Source organism: Pseudoalteromonas sp. AS71, from assembly GCF_038900275.1.
Lineage (GTDB): Bacteria > Pseudomonadota > Gammaproteobacteria > Enterobacterales > Alteromonadaceae > Pseudoalteromonas.
The window spans coordinates 293,955-312,703 of the sequence record NZ_JBBMQZ010000001.1 but is presented as its reverse complement, the minus strand read 5'-3'; the positions used below and the strand labels follow the sequence as shown (position 1 = coordinate 312,703).

Genomic DNA, 18,749 nt, shown 5'->3' with positions numbered 1-18,749 from the left:
TTGCTTATGTTATTCAACGGCGATTTAACAACGATTTGTCCTATTAGACAAAGAATCCGTGACTTCTACCGCATAGATGAAAATGCGGTTATTGATCATATTTTACCGCTTGCAGAAGTAGGCGTAAAAGCACGAAGTCGTGCCTGGGAAAGAGCCCGCCAGATTGTTTTAAACATTCGTAAAGAGCAAGATGGGCAAGGCGGTGTTGATGCGCTTTTAAATGAATTTTCACTTTCAAGTGAAGAAGGCGTTGTATTAATGTGTTTGGCCGAAGCACTGCTTCGTGTACCAGACAAAGCAACTCAAGATGTACTGATTCGCGACAAGTTAGCGAAAGGTGATTGGAGCTCTCATTTAGGAAGTAGCGATTCTTTATTTGTAAACGCGTCTTCTTGGGGATTATTAGTTACCGGTAAAATGGTTAACTACACTGACAAAACGAAAGAACAACAGTTCGGTATGCTTAAAAAGACCATTGGTCGTTTAGGTGAGCCAGTTATTCGTAAGTCTGTAAATTTTGCTATGAAAATTATGGGTAAGCAATTCGTTATGGGTCGTACCATTGACGAAGCAATTGAACGTGCTGCCGATACAGAGCAAAAAGGTTATGTATATTCTTACGATATGCTAGGTGAAGGCGCTCGCACAATGAAAGATGCGAAGCGTTACTTTGACAGCTACATGAACGCTATACACTCTATTGGTAAAGCGGCCAATGGTCGTGGTCCAATTAAGAGCCCTGGCATTTCAGTTAAACTTTCTGCAATTCATCCACGTTATGAGTTCACTCATAAAGACCGTGTGATGGAAGAAATTGTACCAAAGTTAAAAGAGCTTGCGCTTGCCGCTAAGAAATACGATATCGGCTTTACCGTTGATGCTGAAGAAGCTGACCGTTTAGATATTTCTCTAGATGTAATTGAAGCAGTATTTAGTGATGAAGATCTTGGTGATTGGCAAGGATTTGGCTTAGCGGTTCAAGCGTATCAAAAACGCGCTATTTTTGTAATTGAATGGCTAACAGACCTTGCAACCCGTGTTGGTCGTAAGATGATGGTACGTTTAGTTAAAGGCGCATACTGGGATACAGAAATCAAAACCACACAACAAGATGGTTTAGAGCATTTCCCTGTATTTACTCGTAAAGCAACAACCGATGTTTCTTACAAAGCATGTGCAATTAAAATGCTTGAAGCGCGCGACGTGCTTTATCCGCAATTTGCTACACATAACGCTTACACTGCCGCGACTATTTTAGAAGTAGCGAAAGGCGACAACACAGGTTTTGAATTTCAACGTTTGCACGGTATGGGTGAATCATTATTCGACCAAATCGTTAACGAAGAAAAAATTCAATGTCGTGTATATGCACCCGTTGGTCAACACGAAGACCTACTTGCTTACCTTGTTCGTCGTTTGTTAGAAAATGGTGCTAACTCATCATTTGTAAACGCCATTGTGGATACAACAAAACCTGTTGAATCATTACTACCAGACCCTGTAGAAACACTGCAAGGCTTGCGTAATAAGTACAATACGCAAATCAGAATGCCGATTGATTTATACGGTGAAGAACGTGCTAATTCTAAAGGCATGGATTTAACCGATATTAACGTTATTACCCCTTTCAAAGAGAATCTTGAAACATGGTTTAACGAACACTTAATTGAGCAAAGCCAAGTACCAGAAGGCTCATTGGCTGTTAAAAACCCAGCAAATCACAAAGAAATCATCGGCCACGTTAAATTGCAAACTGGCGAAGAGATGAAAGTATTACTGGCTAACGCTGAAGCTGCACTTGAATCATGGTCACAAACACCTGTAAAAGACCGTGCTAATTTACTGCGCCGCGTTGCTGATATTTTAGAGCGTCATCATGATGAACTAGTCGCTATCTGTATTAAAGAAGCGGGTAAAGTAGCGCAAGATGGTATTGATGAAGTACGTGAAGCGGTTGATTTTTGTCGTTACTACGCAGCGCGCGCTGAAGAGTTATCTAAAGATGAGCGTTTTGAAGCCCGAGGCGTTATTTTATGTATTAGCCCGTGGAACTTCCCGCTTGCAATTTTCTTAGGTCAAGTTGCTGCTGCGATAGTTACAGGTAACACTGTAATTGCTAAGCCTGCTGAGCAAACAAGTTTAATCGCCCTTCGTGCTATTGAACTAATGCTGTCTGTTGGTTTACCTGAGCATGTTGTTCAACCGGTTATTGCTCGTGGTTCTGAAGTAGGTAAAACAATCGTTCCTGATGAGCGCATTCAAGCGGTTATGTTTACAGGTTCTACTGAAACAGGCACATTAATTTCTCAAACACTTGCTGCACGTAACGATATTCAAGTACCGTTAATTGCTGAAACAGGTGGCCAAAACTGTATGATTGTTGACTCAACGGCCCTTCCTGAGCAAGTAGTTGACGATGTGATCAGCTCTGGTTTTCAAAGTGCTGGCCAACGTTGTTCTGCCCTTCGTGTTTTATTCATTCAAGATGACGTAGCTGATGGCATTATTGAAATGCTTAAAGGTGCTCTAGCTGAGTTACACATTGGCGACCCATCATTACTTTCAACTGATGTTGGTCCTGTAATTGATGAAAAAGCACTTAAAAACTTAAATGAACACGTTGAGTACTTAAAAGGTAATTCTATACTTCATTACGAGTGTAAAATCCCTGATAACACTCAAAATGGCGCATACTTTTTTGCCCCTCGCTTATACGAAATCAAAGATTTATCAGTACTTAAACGTGAAGTGTTTGGCCCATGTGTACATATTGTTCGCTTTAAATCGAATGAACTTGATGATGTGATGGATCAAATAAATAACACGGGCTATGGTCTGACAATGGGTGTTCATTCACGTATTGAAGAGCGTTGTGAGTACCTTGCTAAGATGTCACGTGCAGGTAATGTTTACATTAACCGCAACATGATTGGTGCAATTGTTGGTGTGCAACCGTTTGGTGGCCGTGGTTTATCAGGTACTGGCCCTAAAGCCGGTGGCCCTAACTACCTACAACGTTTAGTAAAAGAAAAAGCATCACCAGATAACGTACAAATGACTAACCTGACGCCAGATGAGCTTGATTTACACCACTACAGCGGTGCGAATGAGCAAGTTCAAAAGCTAATGACGAACTCAATGCGCGATGAAAAAATCTGGCGCGCAACACCACTAAACGACCGTGTTTCGGCTGTACGTCAGTTGCTTGCTAAAATTGCGACGGTAGAAATTATCGACGATTTAGCAGACGATTTAGCATTAACATTATCAGAAGCTCGTGCACAGCTTAACCGCCTTGAAAAGCACATGCGTAAATTTACTACCCTGCCTGGGCCAACGGGTGAGTCTAATACACTTCATCTAGAAGCACGTGGTTGCGTAGTGTGCTATGCAGATAAGAGCACATCATTTAACTTCTGGGCATTGTCTATCATTACTGCTATTGCCGCTGGTAATACGGTAATTACAGTAGCGTCTGAGCTGTTTTATGATGAAGCCGTTGCCTTTAAAGATAAATTTATCTCTACAGGTGTTGCTGAAGGTGTTTTCCAAGTAGCTAAACCTAACCAGCTACAAGCTATTTTGGCCCACCCTCACTTAGCCGGTGCGGTAGTTGCTGCTCGCTCGTCTCGCTTGGGCTACTTTAGCCAACAGCTTGCACAGCGTAAAGGTGCTATTTTACCAGTAATTAGTTCTGAGTATTACGATACACTGATTAAACGTCTTATTACTGAAAAAACAATCAGTATTGATACAACAGCATCAGGTGGTAACACATCACTAATGACGCTTGTTGAAGATGATGAATAATTAAGCTAATGCTTTTTAAATAAAAAATAAAAAAGGCACTGAAAAGTGCCTTTTTTATTAGGTAGTAACGTATATATTTGTTAGCTTAATGAAAGATTAACAATAGAAGTAATAAATTTGAAAATAATTCCTGTTGGTCAGTTACTGCCTGGTATGTTTGTGCAAAGCGTTACCAAGCAAACTGGTAGTATCAAAATTAAAAATCAAGGCTGGGTTAAAACTCAGGCAGGTATTAACAACCTGATAAAAGCAGGCATTCTAGAAATAGAAATAGACCCTGATAAAACCCTCATTGATACAGTCCCCGAAAAAGATCAAATCGCAACACCTACAACAAAAATAAAGCGCGACCCTTGGCAAAAAACACACAGTGCCGAACAAGAAATGGGAAAGGCAAAAAAGCTGTATGACGAAGCTAAAACGCTACAAATAAAAGCATTTAAAGATATAAAAGCAGGCCGCGATATAGATATTGCGCCATTTAAAGAGCTGGCAAGTGGCTTTATGGACTCTGTTTTTAGAAACCAAGATGCCCTAGCCTGCCTTACTCAAATGCGCCAAAAAGATGCCTATCTACTTGAGCACTCTATTAATGTATCGATACTAATGGGGATCTTCGCTAAGCATTTAAGTATAGAAAAAAACATTATCGTTGAGCTGACTACAGGCGCACTTTTACATGACATTGGAAAAATAAAAATTCCAGATGAAATACTCAATAAACCTGGTCGCTTTACTGATGAAGAATTTAAAATAATGAAATTGCACTCGCTTTTCAGTAAAGAAATTTTAGAAGAGTCCGGCTTAACAGGTATCGCTGTTGATATTGCAGGTATGCATCATGAAAGGCTTGATGGTAAAGGCTACCCATTTGGTAAAAAGGGTGACGAAATAAGCCAATACGTACGTATGGCGTCAATTGTAGATGTGTATGATGCACTCACTGCAGAGCGTGTTTACAAGGCAGGCATGGAGCCAATAAAAGCGTTTAAAATACTAAAAGATGGATGCCCAGATAGCTTCGACCCTGTGCTGCTTAATAAGTTTATTCAATGTATTGGTATTCACCCAGTAGGAACGCTTGTTAGGTTATCGAGTCAAAAAGTTGGCTTAGTGACCGAGAGTAACCCAAGTACACCACTAAAGCCTATTGTTAAAACATTTTACAGCGCCAAACATAGTCGCTATACAGAGATAAAAGATATCGATTTATCTAATAAAAAAACCCTAGATACCCTTGAATCAGCGGTGAAACCTAAAGAGTATAATATTGATTTAGAACGCTTTTATAAAAACTCAATATTATCCTAAGCAATATTGAGAGCTCAACATTCTACCGAGCTCTCAATTAAATAACTAAGCGCTTACTCTGGCCAATCTTGCAAAGCTTTTAAGCTAAACTCATAACCATCAAAATCAAGTACACTTTGTTCAGGTGTAATCTCTCTTACAGTTAAAGCGCCAATCCTCTCACCCTCATGTAGCTCTCGGCCATTTAGCTTGATCCAACGCTTATCCGCACTCGATGAATATATATGTGCTTGATATTTAATACTAGGCAACATTGATTGCAAACCATCAGGCAGCAATTCTACAGGCTCAACACGTGATGACGTTTTTGATGCTTGGGTAACTTCATAATCTTGATTTTTTTCGACGTCTTGTATAGCTTGAGCAAACGCATTTTTAAGTGTTGTAGGCACCTCATCAAGTTCAGGATCGCTCATCAATTGAGATTGGTTGCTACCATTAATTGGCTTACCCAGGACTTTATATTTACTCATATCTAGTTGAGCAGATGCTGTATTTTGACTTTGCCCAAATACCGAAGCGTTCTGCATATTATTTGGATTGTAATTACTTTGTGGATTAAATACTGGCTGATTATAATTTTGAACTGGCATTACTTGCTGCACGCTCTGCTGATTATAACCTGCTGCATTCCCGCCCTGACTCGATGGCATAGGAATATATTGCCCATTAGGCGTTAATAACATTTGCTGTACACCATTAGGTGTTTGCACATGTACAAGTTGTCCTTCAATCGTTGCTGTATTTGTTGGAGCTACTTTAGCAGGCTCTAACTTAGATATTTGCTGTTTTTCAACTTCAACATCTACCTCTTTAACTTCTTCTTTAGGTGACGATTTTTCACTTTCAACCACCTTAATTACAGCGGGCTCCGATATGTTTAATAAAGTAGTACCTTGAAACCACTTACCCGTAGTAAACCCACCAGCTACCGCAATAAAAGCAGCTAAGCTTGTACCAAATACTAGCGCTAATCGTTTATAACGCTTAAGTGCTTGCTGTTGCTTTAACTGCTCTGATTGTAAGTCGTATTGCTCAGCACTCATATCTGATTGCTGTGACTGCTTTAGCGCATCTAATAAATAAGACATAACTTACCTAACTATAAAATAAATGAAAGCCCAATGCCTACGGCAAATAAAGCAGCGAATGCAAGGCTATATGGTACTAGTGACGTTGCTTTGTTAGCCTCATTAACGGGCGCTACAAAATCCATGGGTAATGACTCATGTGCTGATTTTTTTATTATATCGCTATCAACTATCAACTGCTGCTTTGCAAAAGTGCCTACCAAAGCTCGCTCACAGACCAAGTTCATTAATCGTGGCACACCACCGGTTAATTGATGAACAGCTTGCATAGCATCCATCGAAAAAATTCCTTTATCACATCCTGCAACATGTAAACGGTGCTTTATGTAAGCTACTGTTTGGCCTTGCGTAAGTGGTAATAAATGGTAACGAGCTGTTATTCTCTGGGCGAGTTGCCTTAATTCATTGCGCTTTAAAAGCTCTTGTAGCTCAGGTTGACCAACCAATACTATTTGTAATAATTTTTTATGATCGGTTTCTATATTTGTCAGCAAGCGTAATTGCTCAAGCACATTAGGCGCAAGTAACTGCGCTTCATCAATTATAAGTATGGTATGCCCACCCGATTTATTATTGGTCTCTAAATGCTTTTTTATAATATCGGTAAGACTTTTAAGCGTTGCATTATTAGCATCGTAACTAATGTTGAGCTCATCACAAATACTGGCTAATAACTCTAGCTCTGAAAGTGCTGGGTTATGTATCATCGCTACTTGAGTATTTTCAGGTAACTGCTCTAACATGCTGCGGGTAATTGTTGTTTTACCTGTACCCACTTCGCCTGTTAATAATACAAAACCACCGTCTTCACCTAATCCGTAGGTAAGGTGTGCTAAGGCTTCTTTATGTCGTTCACTTAAAAATAAGTAATGAGGGTTGGGCGAAATTGAAAAAGGTTTTTCATTCAGGCCAAAATAGCTTAAATACACCGTGATGTTCCTTCGTAATTAAATCACGGCCTATAATGGCAAAAAAACGCGCTAAGTGACAACGTTGTAAGCGCTTTATTATTGAAATAACGTAAATTTATGTAAAACAAAAAAATGCAGCGGTTTTAAGGCTGCACTTTCATCTGTCTAATCTTACTATGTACTTTATTCTTCGTAACGAACTAACCGCAAATACACATTACTGGTTTTGGCGTGTAAGCTATTAAGCCCACTATCAAATTGATAAACCCATGCAGAGCTCATCGTGCTCACACCCGATGTATTTGACCAATAGTTTTGAAGCTTAGTACCAAAAAACACCTCTTCATTAATGCTCGGCTCGGTACAACTGTGCTCTAAAATACTCGCAAGCTCTTTAATGTTAGGCATTTGCCAATCATCGTAATCTGCGGTTGTATCATTATTAGCACCGCGTAGTGCTTCTTGCCAAGTAAGAGAAGGTGTAGAGCCTTCACAAAGCTGGGTCTCTGTATTATAAGTTTGCCCATAACTACAGCGTTGCCACATAAGGCCTGTTTCAGTATCAGACACTGTGCCATCTGTATTTATAGTAAATCTATCCGTCGGTGTTGTGGTATCTGCACCGTCGTAGCACGTTTGCGCCGCTGCAATATTAAAGCTCAAGCTTATAGTTGCTAGTGCATAGAGTAATTTTAATCTCATTATTTTCTCCTAACGGCTTCTAACTAAACGAACATACGCGGTATTTTCTTTTGGATAAGCAAGATCGTTACCATCACTCATATCAATAATGTACGCTTGCGATAAACTTGTACCATCGGCTGCGGTTTGTGAGGTCCAGTAACGTAAATGGCTTAATGCACTTTCACTGGGCATATTAGGAAAAAATGCCTCATCAATTAATATGCTTTGCCCTTGTTTACCGTAATCAATTAAACCTAAAAGCTCTGTATAAGTAGGTAACCGCCAGTTTGTACCACCACAAAAATCTAAGTTATTTACTTCGTTTATATAACTTTGTACTCCACAACTCGTATCATCCGGACAAGTTGAATTGGCTGTACTGGTATCGGTAAAAGTAGTATTCCCTACATCCCAAAAGTAATGATTTTGCCCCTCACGCAAACTTGTATTTGGTAATACTCCTGAGGATTCACTTTTTACTTCCCATACAAGTCCAGTAACATTATCGCGTATACAGGTAAAGTCACTACTATCATCACCAACTTCATCAGCAAACTGATTAAGTTTAGTGTAGTCAAACGCTAAATTGCCTTTGCCAACCTTATCTAAGCGGTTTGCATAGCTATCGCGTCCAAGCTCAGCATCTTGCGCTGGAAAGTCATCGCTTTCACAGTTAATTCGTTGGGTGTTGTTATAGCACTCACCAACACCACTATCATTTATAAGCCCAAGCGCTTTTGGTGATACATCAACAAATAAAGAATCTATATCGGTGCGTCCTTTTGAGTCGGTTACCGTTACTTCAAAGCTCAACGTGGATTCAGTATCTACATCAGAGGCAAAAAATGTCGTTGTACATTGGTCGCTATTACTTAATGTTTCGCTATTACCGGTAAGTTGTTGCCATTTACACTGATACGTATCGGTGACAGTTTCGCTATTCGTTGCATCAAGCGTTACTTCTTCAAACTCTTCGACATTTTGATCAGCGCCTGCATTTGCATCCACTAGTTCATTTGTTTTATTAAGTGTCATTGAATATTGAGTACTCGCCTCACCGCCTTCATCATCAGTGACTGTTAGCTGCCAAGATAAATTTACGTTACTTTCAAGTAATGGATGAGAAAAACTTAGCGTTGACTCATTAAAGCTCGCAATATCTAAGTCAGGACCTGATAGTAATTGCCACAAGTAACTATCAATTTGGCCATTATCATCAGGATCGCTCGACTCAAGGGCGCTCAAAGTCACTGTATCATTGTAAACAGAAGGGAGTGTTTCTGGTAAGGTTTGGGTAACAACGGCAAGAGGAAGTTGATTATTAGAGCTCACTGAAATAGAAATATCGTCACTAACAGCGCTACTACCCGTACTTTGATAGCTCACTCTTAAGATTATTTCACTATCAGTTTTTACGTCAGGGGCTGTAAGTGTTTGCTCTGCGCCATCAAGCGGAAAACCTTCTAAGCTTGGGCCGCTAACCTGTTGCCATGAAAACGTACCATCCGCAGGGGAACCTTGTGCTGTGATGGTAAATTCAGTTTTTTCGATAATTTGTAAATCGGCTCCAGCATTAACAGACGTTTCTACAACTGTATTATCGCTGTCACCGCCACCGCCTCCACACGCACTCAGCAAACCACAAGAAATGAGGGGGATTAAAGCAAACGCTTTCATACGCAGCTCCTTATTATGTCAAATAATTACTATAGTGTAATCATAAGCAATAAAGATGCCATTAAAGTGCTACATATATGTGTCTTGATGAATGCGTACAAATAGCTTTGTGCCTATTTTGCTGTAATCAATTTTATACTCTCGACCATCTAACGCTTGAATAAACAATAACTGTTTTTCTTCGCCAAATATATCAGCGCTACTTACATAAACCATCTCTAAATAACGCTCTTTTGCGTCGCGACGGTTTTTGGGTAACTCTTCTTTAAATGGCTCCAAACCATGTTGCGTTACTTTAATTTTGGGATGGATTTCAGAGTTTACAATCACTAAATCGTGCTTTTTATCTTTATGTATTATGGTGTTTCGACCACTTTTTAAAAAGGCTCTGTCTTGGCTCATTTTTCTTTCCTACAGTCGCAGCTTAATTATTAATTTGCGACGCTATAAACTGACTAGGCTCGCGCTTCCATTTATTTAAGTTAGCACTAAATGTCCAGATATCTCTATCCAACACACTGGCTGGCAATAATAAATCGTAACCGGTTAACAGTCGAAGGTGCTTAGTTCTGTTGGCAAACATGGCTATAAGACCAGTATAGCTTATCCCTTTATGGGATGTGTAATGTGTATCTTCTATTAGCCATTCTGATGGGCAATTGCCATTTTTGCAATGTTTTTGAACAACTTGCATGAATAAGTTGCGCTGCTCTATTAATAATTTCCCTGCAATTCTAGGCGCTATGCTTGTTAAAAACTCGTCTATGTCGTTTACCTTAACACCCACTGCATTTAATTCTAAATAATCAAAGCCATCTTCTACTTTGGGTATACCACTGTGATGAAAGTTACTATGGGGCATACACCAAGCCCCGTACTTATGGCAATAAACAAGCTCCGACTCACTTAAAATAAGACTATGATATGGCTCTTGGGTTTTCAAAAAGCCAATAAAAATAGCAGCAAGGCACAAACTAACTAAAAACACTTCAAGGATGCTAATTTCACCTGGCCTTAGTATATTGAATAACATAATAAAAGCTAAGCCTATAGCACCTACAGCGAGCACCTCAATTGCGTTTCGCGCACCTTGTGCTCGAAACTTAATGACATTGTTAGATTTATCCATATTGGTAAAACACCATATAAAAAACAAACATAATAATGGCCCAGATTATGACCTTTCTTGTTGTTATACATAAGTTACAGGTAGTTTTAAATTTCATACATTACCGCTTTTACCTCAACAAAATAGGAACAATGAATAAATCTTATTTACTTTTACGCTTAACGCACAAATTTATGAGACACATAACCGTCTTTTCCCGGTCTTATTTCGTACAATACTTACAATTCATTTTCAGGTATGAAATCAATGTACTCAAGACAATCAGGTAAAGCACTTTTTCCATTTATTATTACGTTACTTCTAATATTTAGCGTTTATTTATATCTACCCGCTAGCCACGGCGAACAAGCCGATTCATCACAAATGTCTACTCAGGTAACAGCTCATACTGTTACTTCACAGGAAAATGCTGTGATGATAGAAGCTATCGGTAGCGCGCGTGCAAACCAAGCTATTTATATAAAAAGCGCGCAAAACGATTATGTCACAGATATATATTTTAAAGACGGCGACTTAGTCAGTAAAGGACAAAAACTAGTACAGCTACAAAGCCAACAAGAACAAATTGCAGTTAAAGAGCTTGGCATTAACTTACGTGAAGAAAAGCGCCAGTTAGATCGCCTAACCGAACTTTCTCGCTCACAATCAACCGCAAAATCGTTACTTGAAGAGCAGTTATCGCGGGTTGATGCAACAGAGGCCCAACTAGAAAGCGCTAAAACTAAATTAAACGAGATGACTATTAGTGCTCCGTTTTCAGGTTTGTTAGGTAAGCGTGAAATATCAATAGGTGCCTACGTAAGTAATACAACAATAATCACAACACTTGATGATATTAGTATTATTAAAGTTGACTTTAAAGTACCTGAAAAATATTTAGCACAATTAAACATGGGCATGAAAGTACTTACCCAAAACGATGCCTACCCAGGACAAACATTTAACGGCAAGGTAACGCATATTAGCTCGCGTATTGATTCGGTTACACGCAGTGTTGAAGTAACAGCAAGTTTTGCTAATAAATCAGGATTACTTCGCCCTGGTATGTTATTAAATACAGCACTTGAGCTAAGCAGCAACCAGGCATTAATGGTGCCAGAAAAAGCCGTAATCCCTTTGCAAGACAAACACTTTGTTTTTCAAATTCAAGACGGAATAGCTAATCGAGTTGAAGTACATGTAGCCGGCAGAAATAATGGCTGGGTTGCTATAGACGAAGGCTTAACCGATGGCGAGCAAATTGTTACTGAGGGGCTAATAAAAATTCGCTCTGGAAGTAAAGTAAGCGTAAAGGGGTAATACGTGAAAATTACAGATACTAGTGTTAAACGCCCCGTTTTTGCCATTGTAATTAATTTACTGCTGCTTACTTTTGGACTGGTTGCGTTTACTATGCTGCCACTTCGTGAATATCCAGATATTGAAACACCCATTGTAAATATCAGCACTGAATACACAGGTGCTTCTGCCGAAATTATAGAAACCAAAATAACGCAAATAATAGAAAATCGAATTTCAGGTATTGAAGGCATCAAAAGTATTAACTCTTCGAGCCGTAATGGGCGCTCAAACATTACTATTGAGTTTGATATTAACCGCGACATAGACGCTGCATCTAACGATGTACGCGAACGGGTAGCACGTGCACTTGATAGTTTGCCTGATCAGGTACGCCCGCCAGAAGTGTCTAAATCAAATAGTGATGAAAGCCCAATCGCATGGTTTGTATTAAACAGCGAAACAATGGACTCGTTACAGTTATCTGATTACGCGCAGCGTTTTATTGTTGACCGTTTAGCCGTGGTAGACGGCGTATCTAACGTACGTATTGGTGGTGAGCGTCAATACGCAATGAAAATTTGGCTAAACCGCCAAGCAATGGCTGCTCGTGGTATTACTTCAAGCGATATTGAAAATACACTTCGTACAGAAAACGTTGAACTACCTGCCGGTGAAATAGAATCAATAGATCGTGACTTTACAGTACGTACTGCACGTAGCTATAAAGATCAACGCGATTTTAAAAACCTGGTAATTAAACGTGGCGATGAAGGCTATTTAGTACGTTTAGGTGAAGTTGCCGATGTACACTTAGAAGCTGCCGATGACGAAAGCTTATTCCGTGGTAACGGGCGTAATATGATTGGCTTAGGTATTGTAAAACAAGCTAAAGCAAACACACTTACCGTAGTAGATAACGCACGTAGCGAGCTTGAAAAAATCAAACGAAATCTACCTGAAGGCACCACAATCCAAGACAGCTACGATTCATCTGTATTTATTAAAGAGTCTATTAATGAGGTTTACAGCACACTAGCAATCTCTATGGGTTTAGTAGTACTCGTTATATTTTTGTTTTTAGGCAATATACGAGCAACGCTTATTCCAGCGGTCACCGTACCCGTTGCACTTGTTGGTAGCTTTATGTTTTTATTAGCAATGGGCTACTCAATTAACTTACTCACTTTACTTGCCTTAGTACTGGCCATTGGTTTAGTAGTAGATGATGCCATTGTAATGCTTGAAAATATCCACCGTCGTATTGAATTGGGTGAGCCGCCGTTACTAGCTGCATTTAGAGGCGCGCGTGAAGTAGGTTTTGCCATAATAGCAACCACTCTTGTACTTATATCTGTGTTTGTGCCATTAGTATTTATGGATGGCCGTATAGGTGCATTATTTACTGAGTTTGCTATGGCGGTAAGTGCTGCCGTATTTTTCTCAAGTGTTACAGCACTTACTCTCGCACCAGCTTTGTGCTCTAAAGTACTTAAAGTATCAGACAAACCAAATAAATTTAGCCAATGGATGGACCGTCAATTTACTAAAATTGAAGTAAGTTACCGTAATTCACTCTCCACTAACATAACCCGAAAATGGGGCTTAATGGTGAGCTTGTTATTAGCTGGCTTTGTTAGTTACTCGTTGTTTTTACAAGTTCCTTCTGAGCTAACACCAAAAGAAGACCGTGGCACGTTCTTTATTATGATGAGCGGCCCTGAAGGCGCAAGTTACGAAAATAACGCCGCTAATATGGCTAAAATTGAAGAACGCCTAATGCCTTATTCGCAAGCAGGTGAGCTAAGTCGCGTACTTGTTCGGGTACCTGGTTGGGGTGGCAGCGGCGGTGTTGCGATTGTGGGTATGGCCGATTGGGATAAACGCAAACGCTCAACGTGGGAAGTAATGGATGAAATAAGCGGTAAAATGCAAGAAGTTACCGATGTTCGTGCATTTGCCATTATGCGCCGTGGCATTGGTGGTGGTGGTTCATCTCGCCCAATTGAGTTTGTGCTGCAGGGTAATGACTATGCACAACTTGCCGATTGGCGTGACCGTATAATAAAGCGTGCTGAGCAAAACCCTGGTTTAGTAAGAATCGATCATGATTATAAAGAAACCTTCCCACAGTTTTTAGTCAGCATAGATAAAAACAAAGCCGCCGATTTAGGCGTGTCGGTATCTGATGTAGGCCGTACACTAGAAACAATGCTTGGCCAGCGCCGTGTTACAACCTTTATTGACCGCGGTGAAGAATACGATGTGATTTTAAAAGGGACTAAAGAAGATTTCACCAACCCTACTGATATTTCAAATATATACCTTAAATCACGAAGCGGTGAACTAGTACCACTTGATAGCCTTATCAGCTTAAAAGAAGAAGCAACAGCCTCACGCTTAAACCGTTACAACCGTATGCGCGCAATTACATTAAGCGCCAACTTAGCCGATGGTTATACACTTGAGCAAGCGCTTAACTTTTTAAACGAGGTAGCCGCTGAGGAAAACGATATAGATGGCGCAGTAGATTACAAAGGTGAATCGCAGCTTTATTACGAAGGCGCATCAGCGATGACCTACGTATTTATACTTGCACTCACCGTTACCTTTTTAGTACTTGCTGCGCAGTTTGAAAGCTTTATGCACCCGTTTGTAATTATGCTTACCGTACCGCTTGGTTTAATGGGCGCTATGTTTGGGCTTTGGGCTACAGGACTTACCTTAAATATTTACAGCCAAATAGGTATTGTCATGCTCATAGGCTTAAGTGCTAAAAATGGTATTTTGATTGTAGAATTTACTAACCAATTACGCGATAAAGGCGTTGAGTTTAGTGAAGCAATACTACAAGCAGCTACCCAGCGCCTTCGCCCAATAATAATGACCTCACTAACAACCGTTATGAGCTCTGTTCCTTTGGTTTTTGCCTCAGGCCCCGGCGCCGAAAGCCGTATGGTAATTGGTGTAGTTGTGTTTACAGGGGTTATTGTATCTACCCTGCTGACTCTTTTTGTTGTACCTGCTGCGTATTATGCTCTGTCGAGAAATACTCAGTCACCTGAGTTTTTACAACAAAAGCTGAATAAACAAGCTGCTGAAAAACCTTTCGAAGAGATCTAATCTCTTTATTGCGCCGTAACCTTGTTGTTGCGGCGCATACAATTTATGCTCGCCTTTAAACTCCATATACATTTTAGGAATACTTATGAGCTCAACAACGCAAGTAGCAACATTTGGTGGCGGCTGTTTTTGGTGTATAGATGCTGCATTTAGACGTGTAAATGGCGTATTAGATGTGAGTTCTGGCTATACAGGCGGCGAAACCGATGCCCCAACCTATAACTCTGTATGCTCTGGCACAACAGGGCACGCTGAGGTTGTTAAGGTTGAATTTGACACAACTGTCGTTAGCTTTGAAACACTCCTGGCAATGTTTTTCACTTTGCATGATGCAACACAGCTGAATCGACAAGGTAACGACATAGGCACACAATATAGAAGCGTTGTTTACTATCACGATGAAGCTCAGCTAAAGCAAACCAATGAAATGATAGCTCAACTGCAAAGCCATGTGAGTGAGCCAATTGTGACAGAAGTCAGCCCTGCTACTACATACTATCCAGCAGAGCATTACCATCAAGATTACTATAACGAAAACCCACAGCAGGGTTACTGCAGTATTTTAATCGCACCTAAATTACATAAGTTTGAAACCGTATTTAAAGAGTTTTTAACTGAGTAACTAAGTTTAGTCGCATAGTAAAAAGCCCGATTTAAATCGGGCTTTTGTCTTTTTTACTCTTTAACTATTGAAAGCGATTAAAACTGGTAACTTGCGCCTGCAAAAAAGCGGCGCTCTGGTGTGTTGTAGTAATACACTTGACCCGTTGTAAAATCAGCGTTTGAGTCAACCGCGTTATACTCTTTATCAAATAAGTTTTCTACACGAAGCGAAACCTCAATGTGTTCATTTACTTGGTAATTACCCGCTAAATTCCACAGCGTGTAAGAGCCTAAACGCGTTACTGCACCTTCTCGGTCGCTACGGTATTGCATGTCTAACCTTGCATCAAAAGCACCAAACTGTTTTGCAAGTTCCCAGTTAAATGTGCGTTTAGCAACATTACGTAACTCTGCGCCCGTTTCTTCGTCTTCTGCACTTAAATAAGCAAAGTTAAGGTTGCTATCAAAACCAAAAAACTGCTGAGATAAGCTAAATTCAACCCCTTCATAACGTGCTTCATCGATATTAGCTAATGCAAAGTTTGCATCGTAATCAATTTTATCTTCAATATCGTTTCTAAATATTGCAATATCAACTTGCGCAATATCAAAGTCCACACTCAAACCTAACTCACGGTTTACTGATTTTTCAGGCTGTAAATCAGGGTTACCATAAAGTGGGAAATATAAATCGTTAAATGTAGGGGCTTTAAAGCCAGTACTTTGGCTTATACGAAATGTTGCATCTTCATATAAATGGTAACCTGCAGCAGCTGTATACGTTGTTTCGTCGCCAAATTGCTCGTCATCATCTTGGCGAACAGTTAAATTAGCCAATACTTTATCTGCATCGTAGTAAGCACCTACAAACACAGCAAGTACATCTCGGCTGTCTTCAACAAATAGTTGCGAACTATGAGATACATCATCGTTGTACCAGTTAACACCACCACTAATGTTAAGCTCATCAGATAGTAGGTATTGGCCGTTATAATCAACCTGTGTGCGTTTAGTTATAAAAGTACTTGTTGTTGGTCCAACTGAAAAATCGACATATGTATTGTCTGAATCATCCGTTGCTAGCGCTAAATCAATACTGTGCGTTTGATTAGTGTAGTTTTTACTCCAACCTGCAGAAAGCTGGTAGTTTTTAAAATCATCTCGTTCAATCGTACTGTCGGCTGGACTAAAGCGACTGTCGTAATCTGCGAAACCTTCACTGTATTGACCTAATAACTTAAAGTCGCCGTAGTGTGCATCAGAATAATTTACTTTAAAACCAAGATTTTTATTTTCATAGCCATCTTCATCGGGTGCTACGCCTTGCAGTACATCAAAGTTATCTGTTTTTTCAAATCCTGCATTAAATGCTGTTGTTATATCGCCTGATTTTACAGAGCCTGCCACTTGATAATTTTGATAAGAATCAGAACCAAACGTAGCACTCAAAGATAAGTTATCTGATTCACGCGTTATAATGTTGATTACGCCAGCAAGTGCATCAGAGCCGTAAACAGCCGCGCGAGAGCCCTTAATAATTTCGATGCGTTCGATACTATTTAGAGGAACATTATTTAATGCTTTTTGACCAAGTGTTGCAGACCCCGTACGTACACCGTCAATCAAAATTAGCGTATCGCCAGAGCCAGTACCACGAAGTGACACACCTGTATTTTGGCCAAAACCACCGTTTGGATTAACCTGAAAACCAACTCGCGTGCTTAATAAGGTTGGTAAATCGCGTACGTTGCTTGCTTCTATTTCAGCGCGTTCAATAACACTTACACTCGCTAAAACGTCATTGATTGATTGCTCAAATTTATTAGCAGTAACGGTTATTTTTTCAATTGAATTATCTGCAGCAGACACAGAAAATGAAAGCGCAGCAGAAATAGCAACGCCTAGAGTTGTTTTGTTTAACATGATGTCCCCTACCTTTGCCCACCGCAAAGATTTAAGTAAGTAAGATTGCATCAAGGCCGGTCTCCGGACTCAGTAAGCACATAAAAATATGCAATACTTTACCGTTGCGGGGGCAGTGTTGGGCTTGTAGTCATCATGAAAACTCACCAACTTCCCGATTATCTTGCTGTTAGTTTCAATACCTTAAAACCAATGCATAAGCATTAAGCAAGCACCTCAAAAATATGCGGCTATTGTGAGCATTTTGTTTACAAATGTCAACGGACGTCTATACAGCTAAAACAATTTAACTATAAGTATTACTCAATATTAAAACTTGAAGAAACACCGTATTTATTTAGCAGGCTTTTGATCTGGAACTTAATAGCTGAAGAATTAAGAATAGCATCAATTTTAGACGCTGATATTTTGCTTTGCTGAGTATTAACTAAAAAGTGAGTATCGAAAACGGCATCGGGGATTTCACTTTTGTATAGCAAACTCATATCGAAAGCTTTTTGGTCTTTAAAATACTGGTACGCAATGCTATTTAGTACGCCAATGTTGGCACGCTTTAGTAACAACATTTTTACCACGTTGTATTCGTCTATAGTAAGGCTAACACTGTGCTCCTCACTTAAGTAATATGCATCAGTATTGTAGCCAGCAAAGTGATACGAATAGCCTAAAACCCCTACTTTTGTTAGTGCTCGTAAATCATTAAAATAAGCTTGATTTATTGCATTTTCTTTAAGCGCATATAACTCATTTTTTGTAATCATATAAAAACTACTTTGCATCACATTCGAGCGCATAGATTGCGGGATCCATTGCAATGCCATTAAGAATAGAACATCAAAATGCCCCTGTTCAACAGACTTTGATAGCCTTTTAACAGGTAAGGAATTGAGTATAAAGTTAAATTCGCTCTGTGAGTCATTCAATATTTTTATAAACTCAGGTGCAAGCCCCCGTTGTGTTTGTGCATCAATAACAATCGGGAAATAGCCATCTTCAACCAATATATTAATATCAATTGCTTTTGATAAACTAGGCTGCGTAAATAGAGCTAACAGAAATAGCAAAAATAATTGATAGGCTTTCATTTAATACCTTGTATAAAAATCACATGTAATAAATATAGTAGCTTAAATACTAAAAAGCGGATCAATCGAAGAAAGGTCTTTAGAAGGGAATATATAAAGCGGCTTTAATCAAAAGTAAAAAATC

General features: G+C 39.6%; 13 protein-coding genes and 1 riboswitch. Of the genes, 5 read left to right on the top strand and 8 right to left on the bottom strand.

The features are described from left to right. Positions 1-6 precede the first annotated feature (6 nt). Positions 7-3,810, top strand: a complete 3,804-nt coding sequence (gene putA, locus WNY98_RS01530) for a bifunctional proline dehydrogenase/L-glutamate gamma-semialdehyde dehydrogenase PutA (RefSeq protein ID WP_342876930.1) — start codon at positions 7-9, stop codon at positions 3,808-3,810. 117 nt (positions 3,811-3,927) lie between these two features. Next, positions 3,928-5,121, top strand: coding sequence for an HD-GYP domain-containing protein (locus WNY98_RS01525; RefSeq protein ID WP_342876929.1), 1,194 nt, complete (start codon positions 3,928-3,930; stop codon positions 5,119-5,121). Between the two features lie 53 nt (positions 5,122-5,174). Here the strand turns inward: WNY98_RS01525 and WNY98_RS01520 are convergent, their stop codons facing one another. The 6 genes from WNY98_RS01520 to WNY98_RS01495 all read right to left on the bottom strand — a co-directional run bounded on the left by WNY98_RS01520 (position 5,175) and on the right by WNY98_RS01495 (position 10,613). Next, on the bottom strand, positions 5,175-6,212 hold the full coding sequence (locus tag WNY98_RS01520) for a general secretion pathway protein GspB (RefSeq protein WP_342876928.1): 1,038 nt from the start codon (positions 6,210-6,212) through the stop codon (positions 5,175-5,177). Between the two features lie 11 nt (positions 6,213-6,223). Further along, positions 6,224-7,141, bottom strand: a complete 918-nt coding sequence (locus WNY98_RS01515; RefSeq protein ID WP_024598595.1) for an AAA family ATPase — start codon at positions 7,139-7,141, stop codon at positions 6,224-6,226. Between the two features lie 165 nt (positions 7,142-7,306). Then, entirely contained in the window at positions 7,307-7,825 is a 519-nt protein-coding gene (locus tag WNY98_RS01510; protein WP_076923575.1) for a DUF1566 domain-containing protein, read from the bottom strand. 9 nt (positions 7,826-7,834) lie between these two features. Further along, positions 7,835-9,484, bottom strand: coding sequence for a DUF1566 domain-containing protein (locus WNY98_RS01505; RefSeq protein WP_342876927.1), 1,650 nt, complete (start codon positions 9,482-9,484; stop codon positions 7,835-7,837). Positions 9,485-9,553: 69 nt separating this feature from the next. Beyond that, entirely contained in the window at positions 9,554-9,886 is a 333-nt protein-coding gene (locus WNY98_RS01500) for a hypothetical protein (RefSeq protein WP_342876926.1), read from the bottom strand. Between the two features lie 22 nt (positions 9,887-9,908). Next, complete coding sequence (locus tag WNY98_RS01495; protein WP_024598599.1) at positions 9,909-10,613, bottom strand: DUF2982 domain-containing protein; 705 nt, start codon at positions 10,611-10,613, stop codon at positions 9,909-9,911. A gap of 246 nt (positions 10,614-10,859) precedes the next feature. Here WNY98_RS01495 and WNY98_RS01490 point away from each other — a divergent pair, with 246 nt between their 5' ends. The 3 genes from WNY98_RS01490 to msrA all read left to right on the top strand — a co-directional run bounded on the left by WNY98_RS01490 (position 10,860) and on the right by msrA (position 15,636). After that, a complete protein-coding gene (locus tag WNY98_RS01490; protein ID WP_024598600.1) occupies positions 10,860-11,912 on the top strand; it encodes an efflux RND transporter periplasmic adaptor subunit in 1,053 nt (350 codons plus the stop codon). A gap of 3 nt (positions 11,913-11,915) precedes the next feature. Next, on the top strand, positions 11,916-15,014 hold the full coding sequence (locus WNY98_RS01485) for an efflux RND transporter permease subunit (protein WP_342876925.1): 3,099 nt from the start codon (positions 11,916-11,918) through the stop codon (positions 15,012-15,014). Between the two features lie 85 nt (positions 15,015-15,099). Continuing rightward, positions 15,100-15,636, top strand: a complete 537-nt coding sequence (gene msrA / locus WNY98_RS01480; RefSeq protein ID WP_342876924.1) for a peptide-methionine (S)-S-oxide reductase MsrA — start codon at positions 15,100-15,102, stop codon at positions 15,634-15,636. A 77-nt stretch (positions 15,637-15,713) separates the two neighbouring features. On the opposite strand, the gene WNY98_RS01475 is transcribed toward msrA, so the two are convergent. Then, entirely contained in the window at positions 15,714-17,540 is a 1,827-nt protein-coding gene (locus WNY98_RS01475; protein WP_342876923.1) for a TonB-dependent receptor, read from the bottom strand. A 36-nt stretch (positions 17,541-17,576) separates the two neighbouring features. Beyond that, a riboswitch (cobalamin riboswitch) is annotated at positions 17,577-17,741 on the bottom strand. A gap of 98 nt (positions 17,742-17,839) precedes the next feature. Next, a complete protein-coding gene (locus WNY98_RS01470) occupies positions 17,840-18,625 on the bottom strand; it encodes an ABC transporter substrate-binding protein (RefSeq protein WP_076923582.1) in 786 nt (261 codons plus the stop codon). Between the last annotated feature and the right edge of the window lie 124 nt (positions 18,626-18,749).

Excerpts from the sequence above, each read along its gene's own strand:
- putA (WP_342876930.1), top strand. The coding sequence starts at position 7 with ATGTTATTCAACGGCGATTTAACAACGATTTGTCCTATTAGACAAAGA.
- WNY98_RS01520 (WP_342876928.1), bottom strand. The coding sequence starts at position 6,212 with ATGTCTTATTTATTAGATGCGCTAAAGCAGTCACAGCAATCAGATATG.
- WNY98_RS01510 (WP_076923575.1), bottom strand. The coding sequence starts at position 7,825 with ATGAGATTAAAATTACTCTATGCACTAGCAACTATAAGCTTGAGCTTT.
- WNY98_RS01505 (WP_342876927.1), bottom strand. The coding sequence starts at position 9,484 with ATGAAAGCGTTTGCTTTAATCCCCCTCATTTCTTGTGGTTTGCTGAGT.
- WNY98_RS01500 (WP_342876926.1), bottom strand. The coding sequence starts at position 9,886 with ATGAGCCAAGACAGAGCCTTTTTAAAAAGTGGTCGAAACACCATAATA.
- WNY98_RS01495 (WP_024598599.1), bottom strand. The coding sequence starts at position 10,613 with ATGGATAAATCTAACAATGTCATTAAGTTTCGAGCACAAGGTGCGCGA.
- WNY98_RS01490 (WP_024598600.1), top strand. The coding sequence starts at position 10,860 with ATGTACTCAAGACAATCAGGTAAAGCACTTTTTCCATTTATTATTACG.
- msrA (WP_342876924.1), top strand. The coding sequence starts at position 15,100 with ATGAGCTCAACAACGCAAGTAGCAACATTTGGTGGCGGCTGTTTTTGG.
- WNY98_RS01475 (WP_342876923.1), bottom strand. The coding sequence starts at position 17,540 with ATGTTAAACAAAACAACTCTAGGCGTTGCTATTTCTGCTGCGCTTTCA.
- WNY98_RS01470 (WP_076923582.1), bottom strand. The coding sequence starts at position 18,625 with ATGAAAGCCTATCAATTATTTTTGCTATTTCTGTTAGCTCTATTTACG.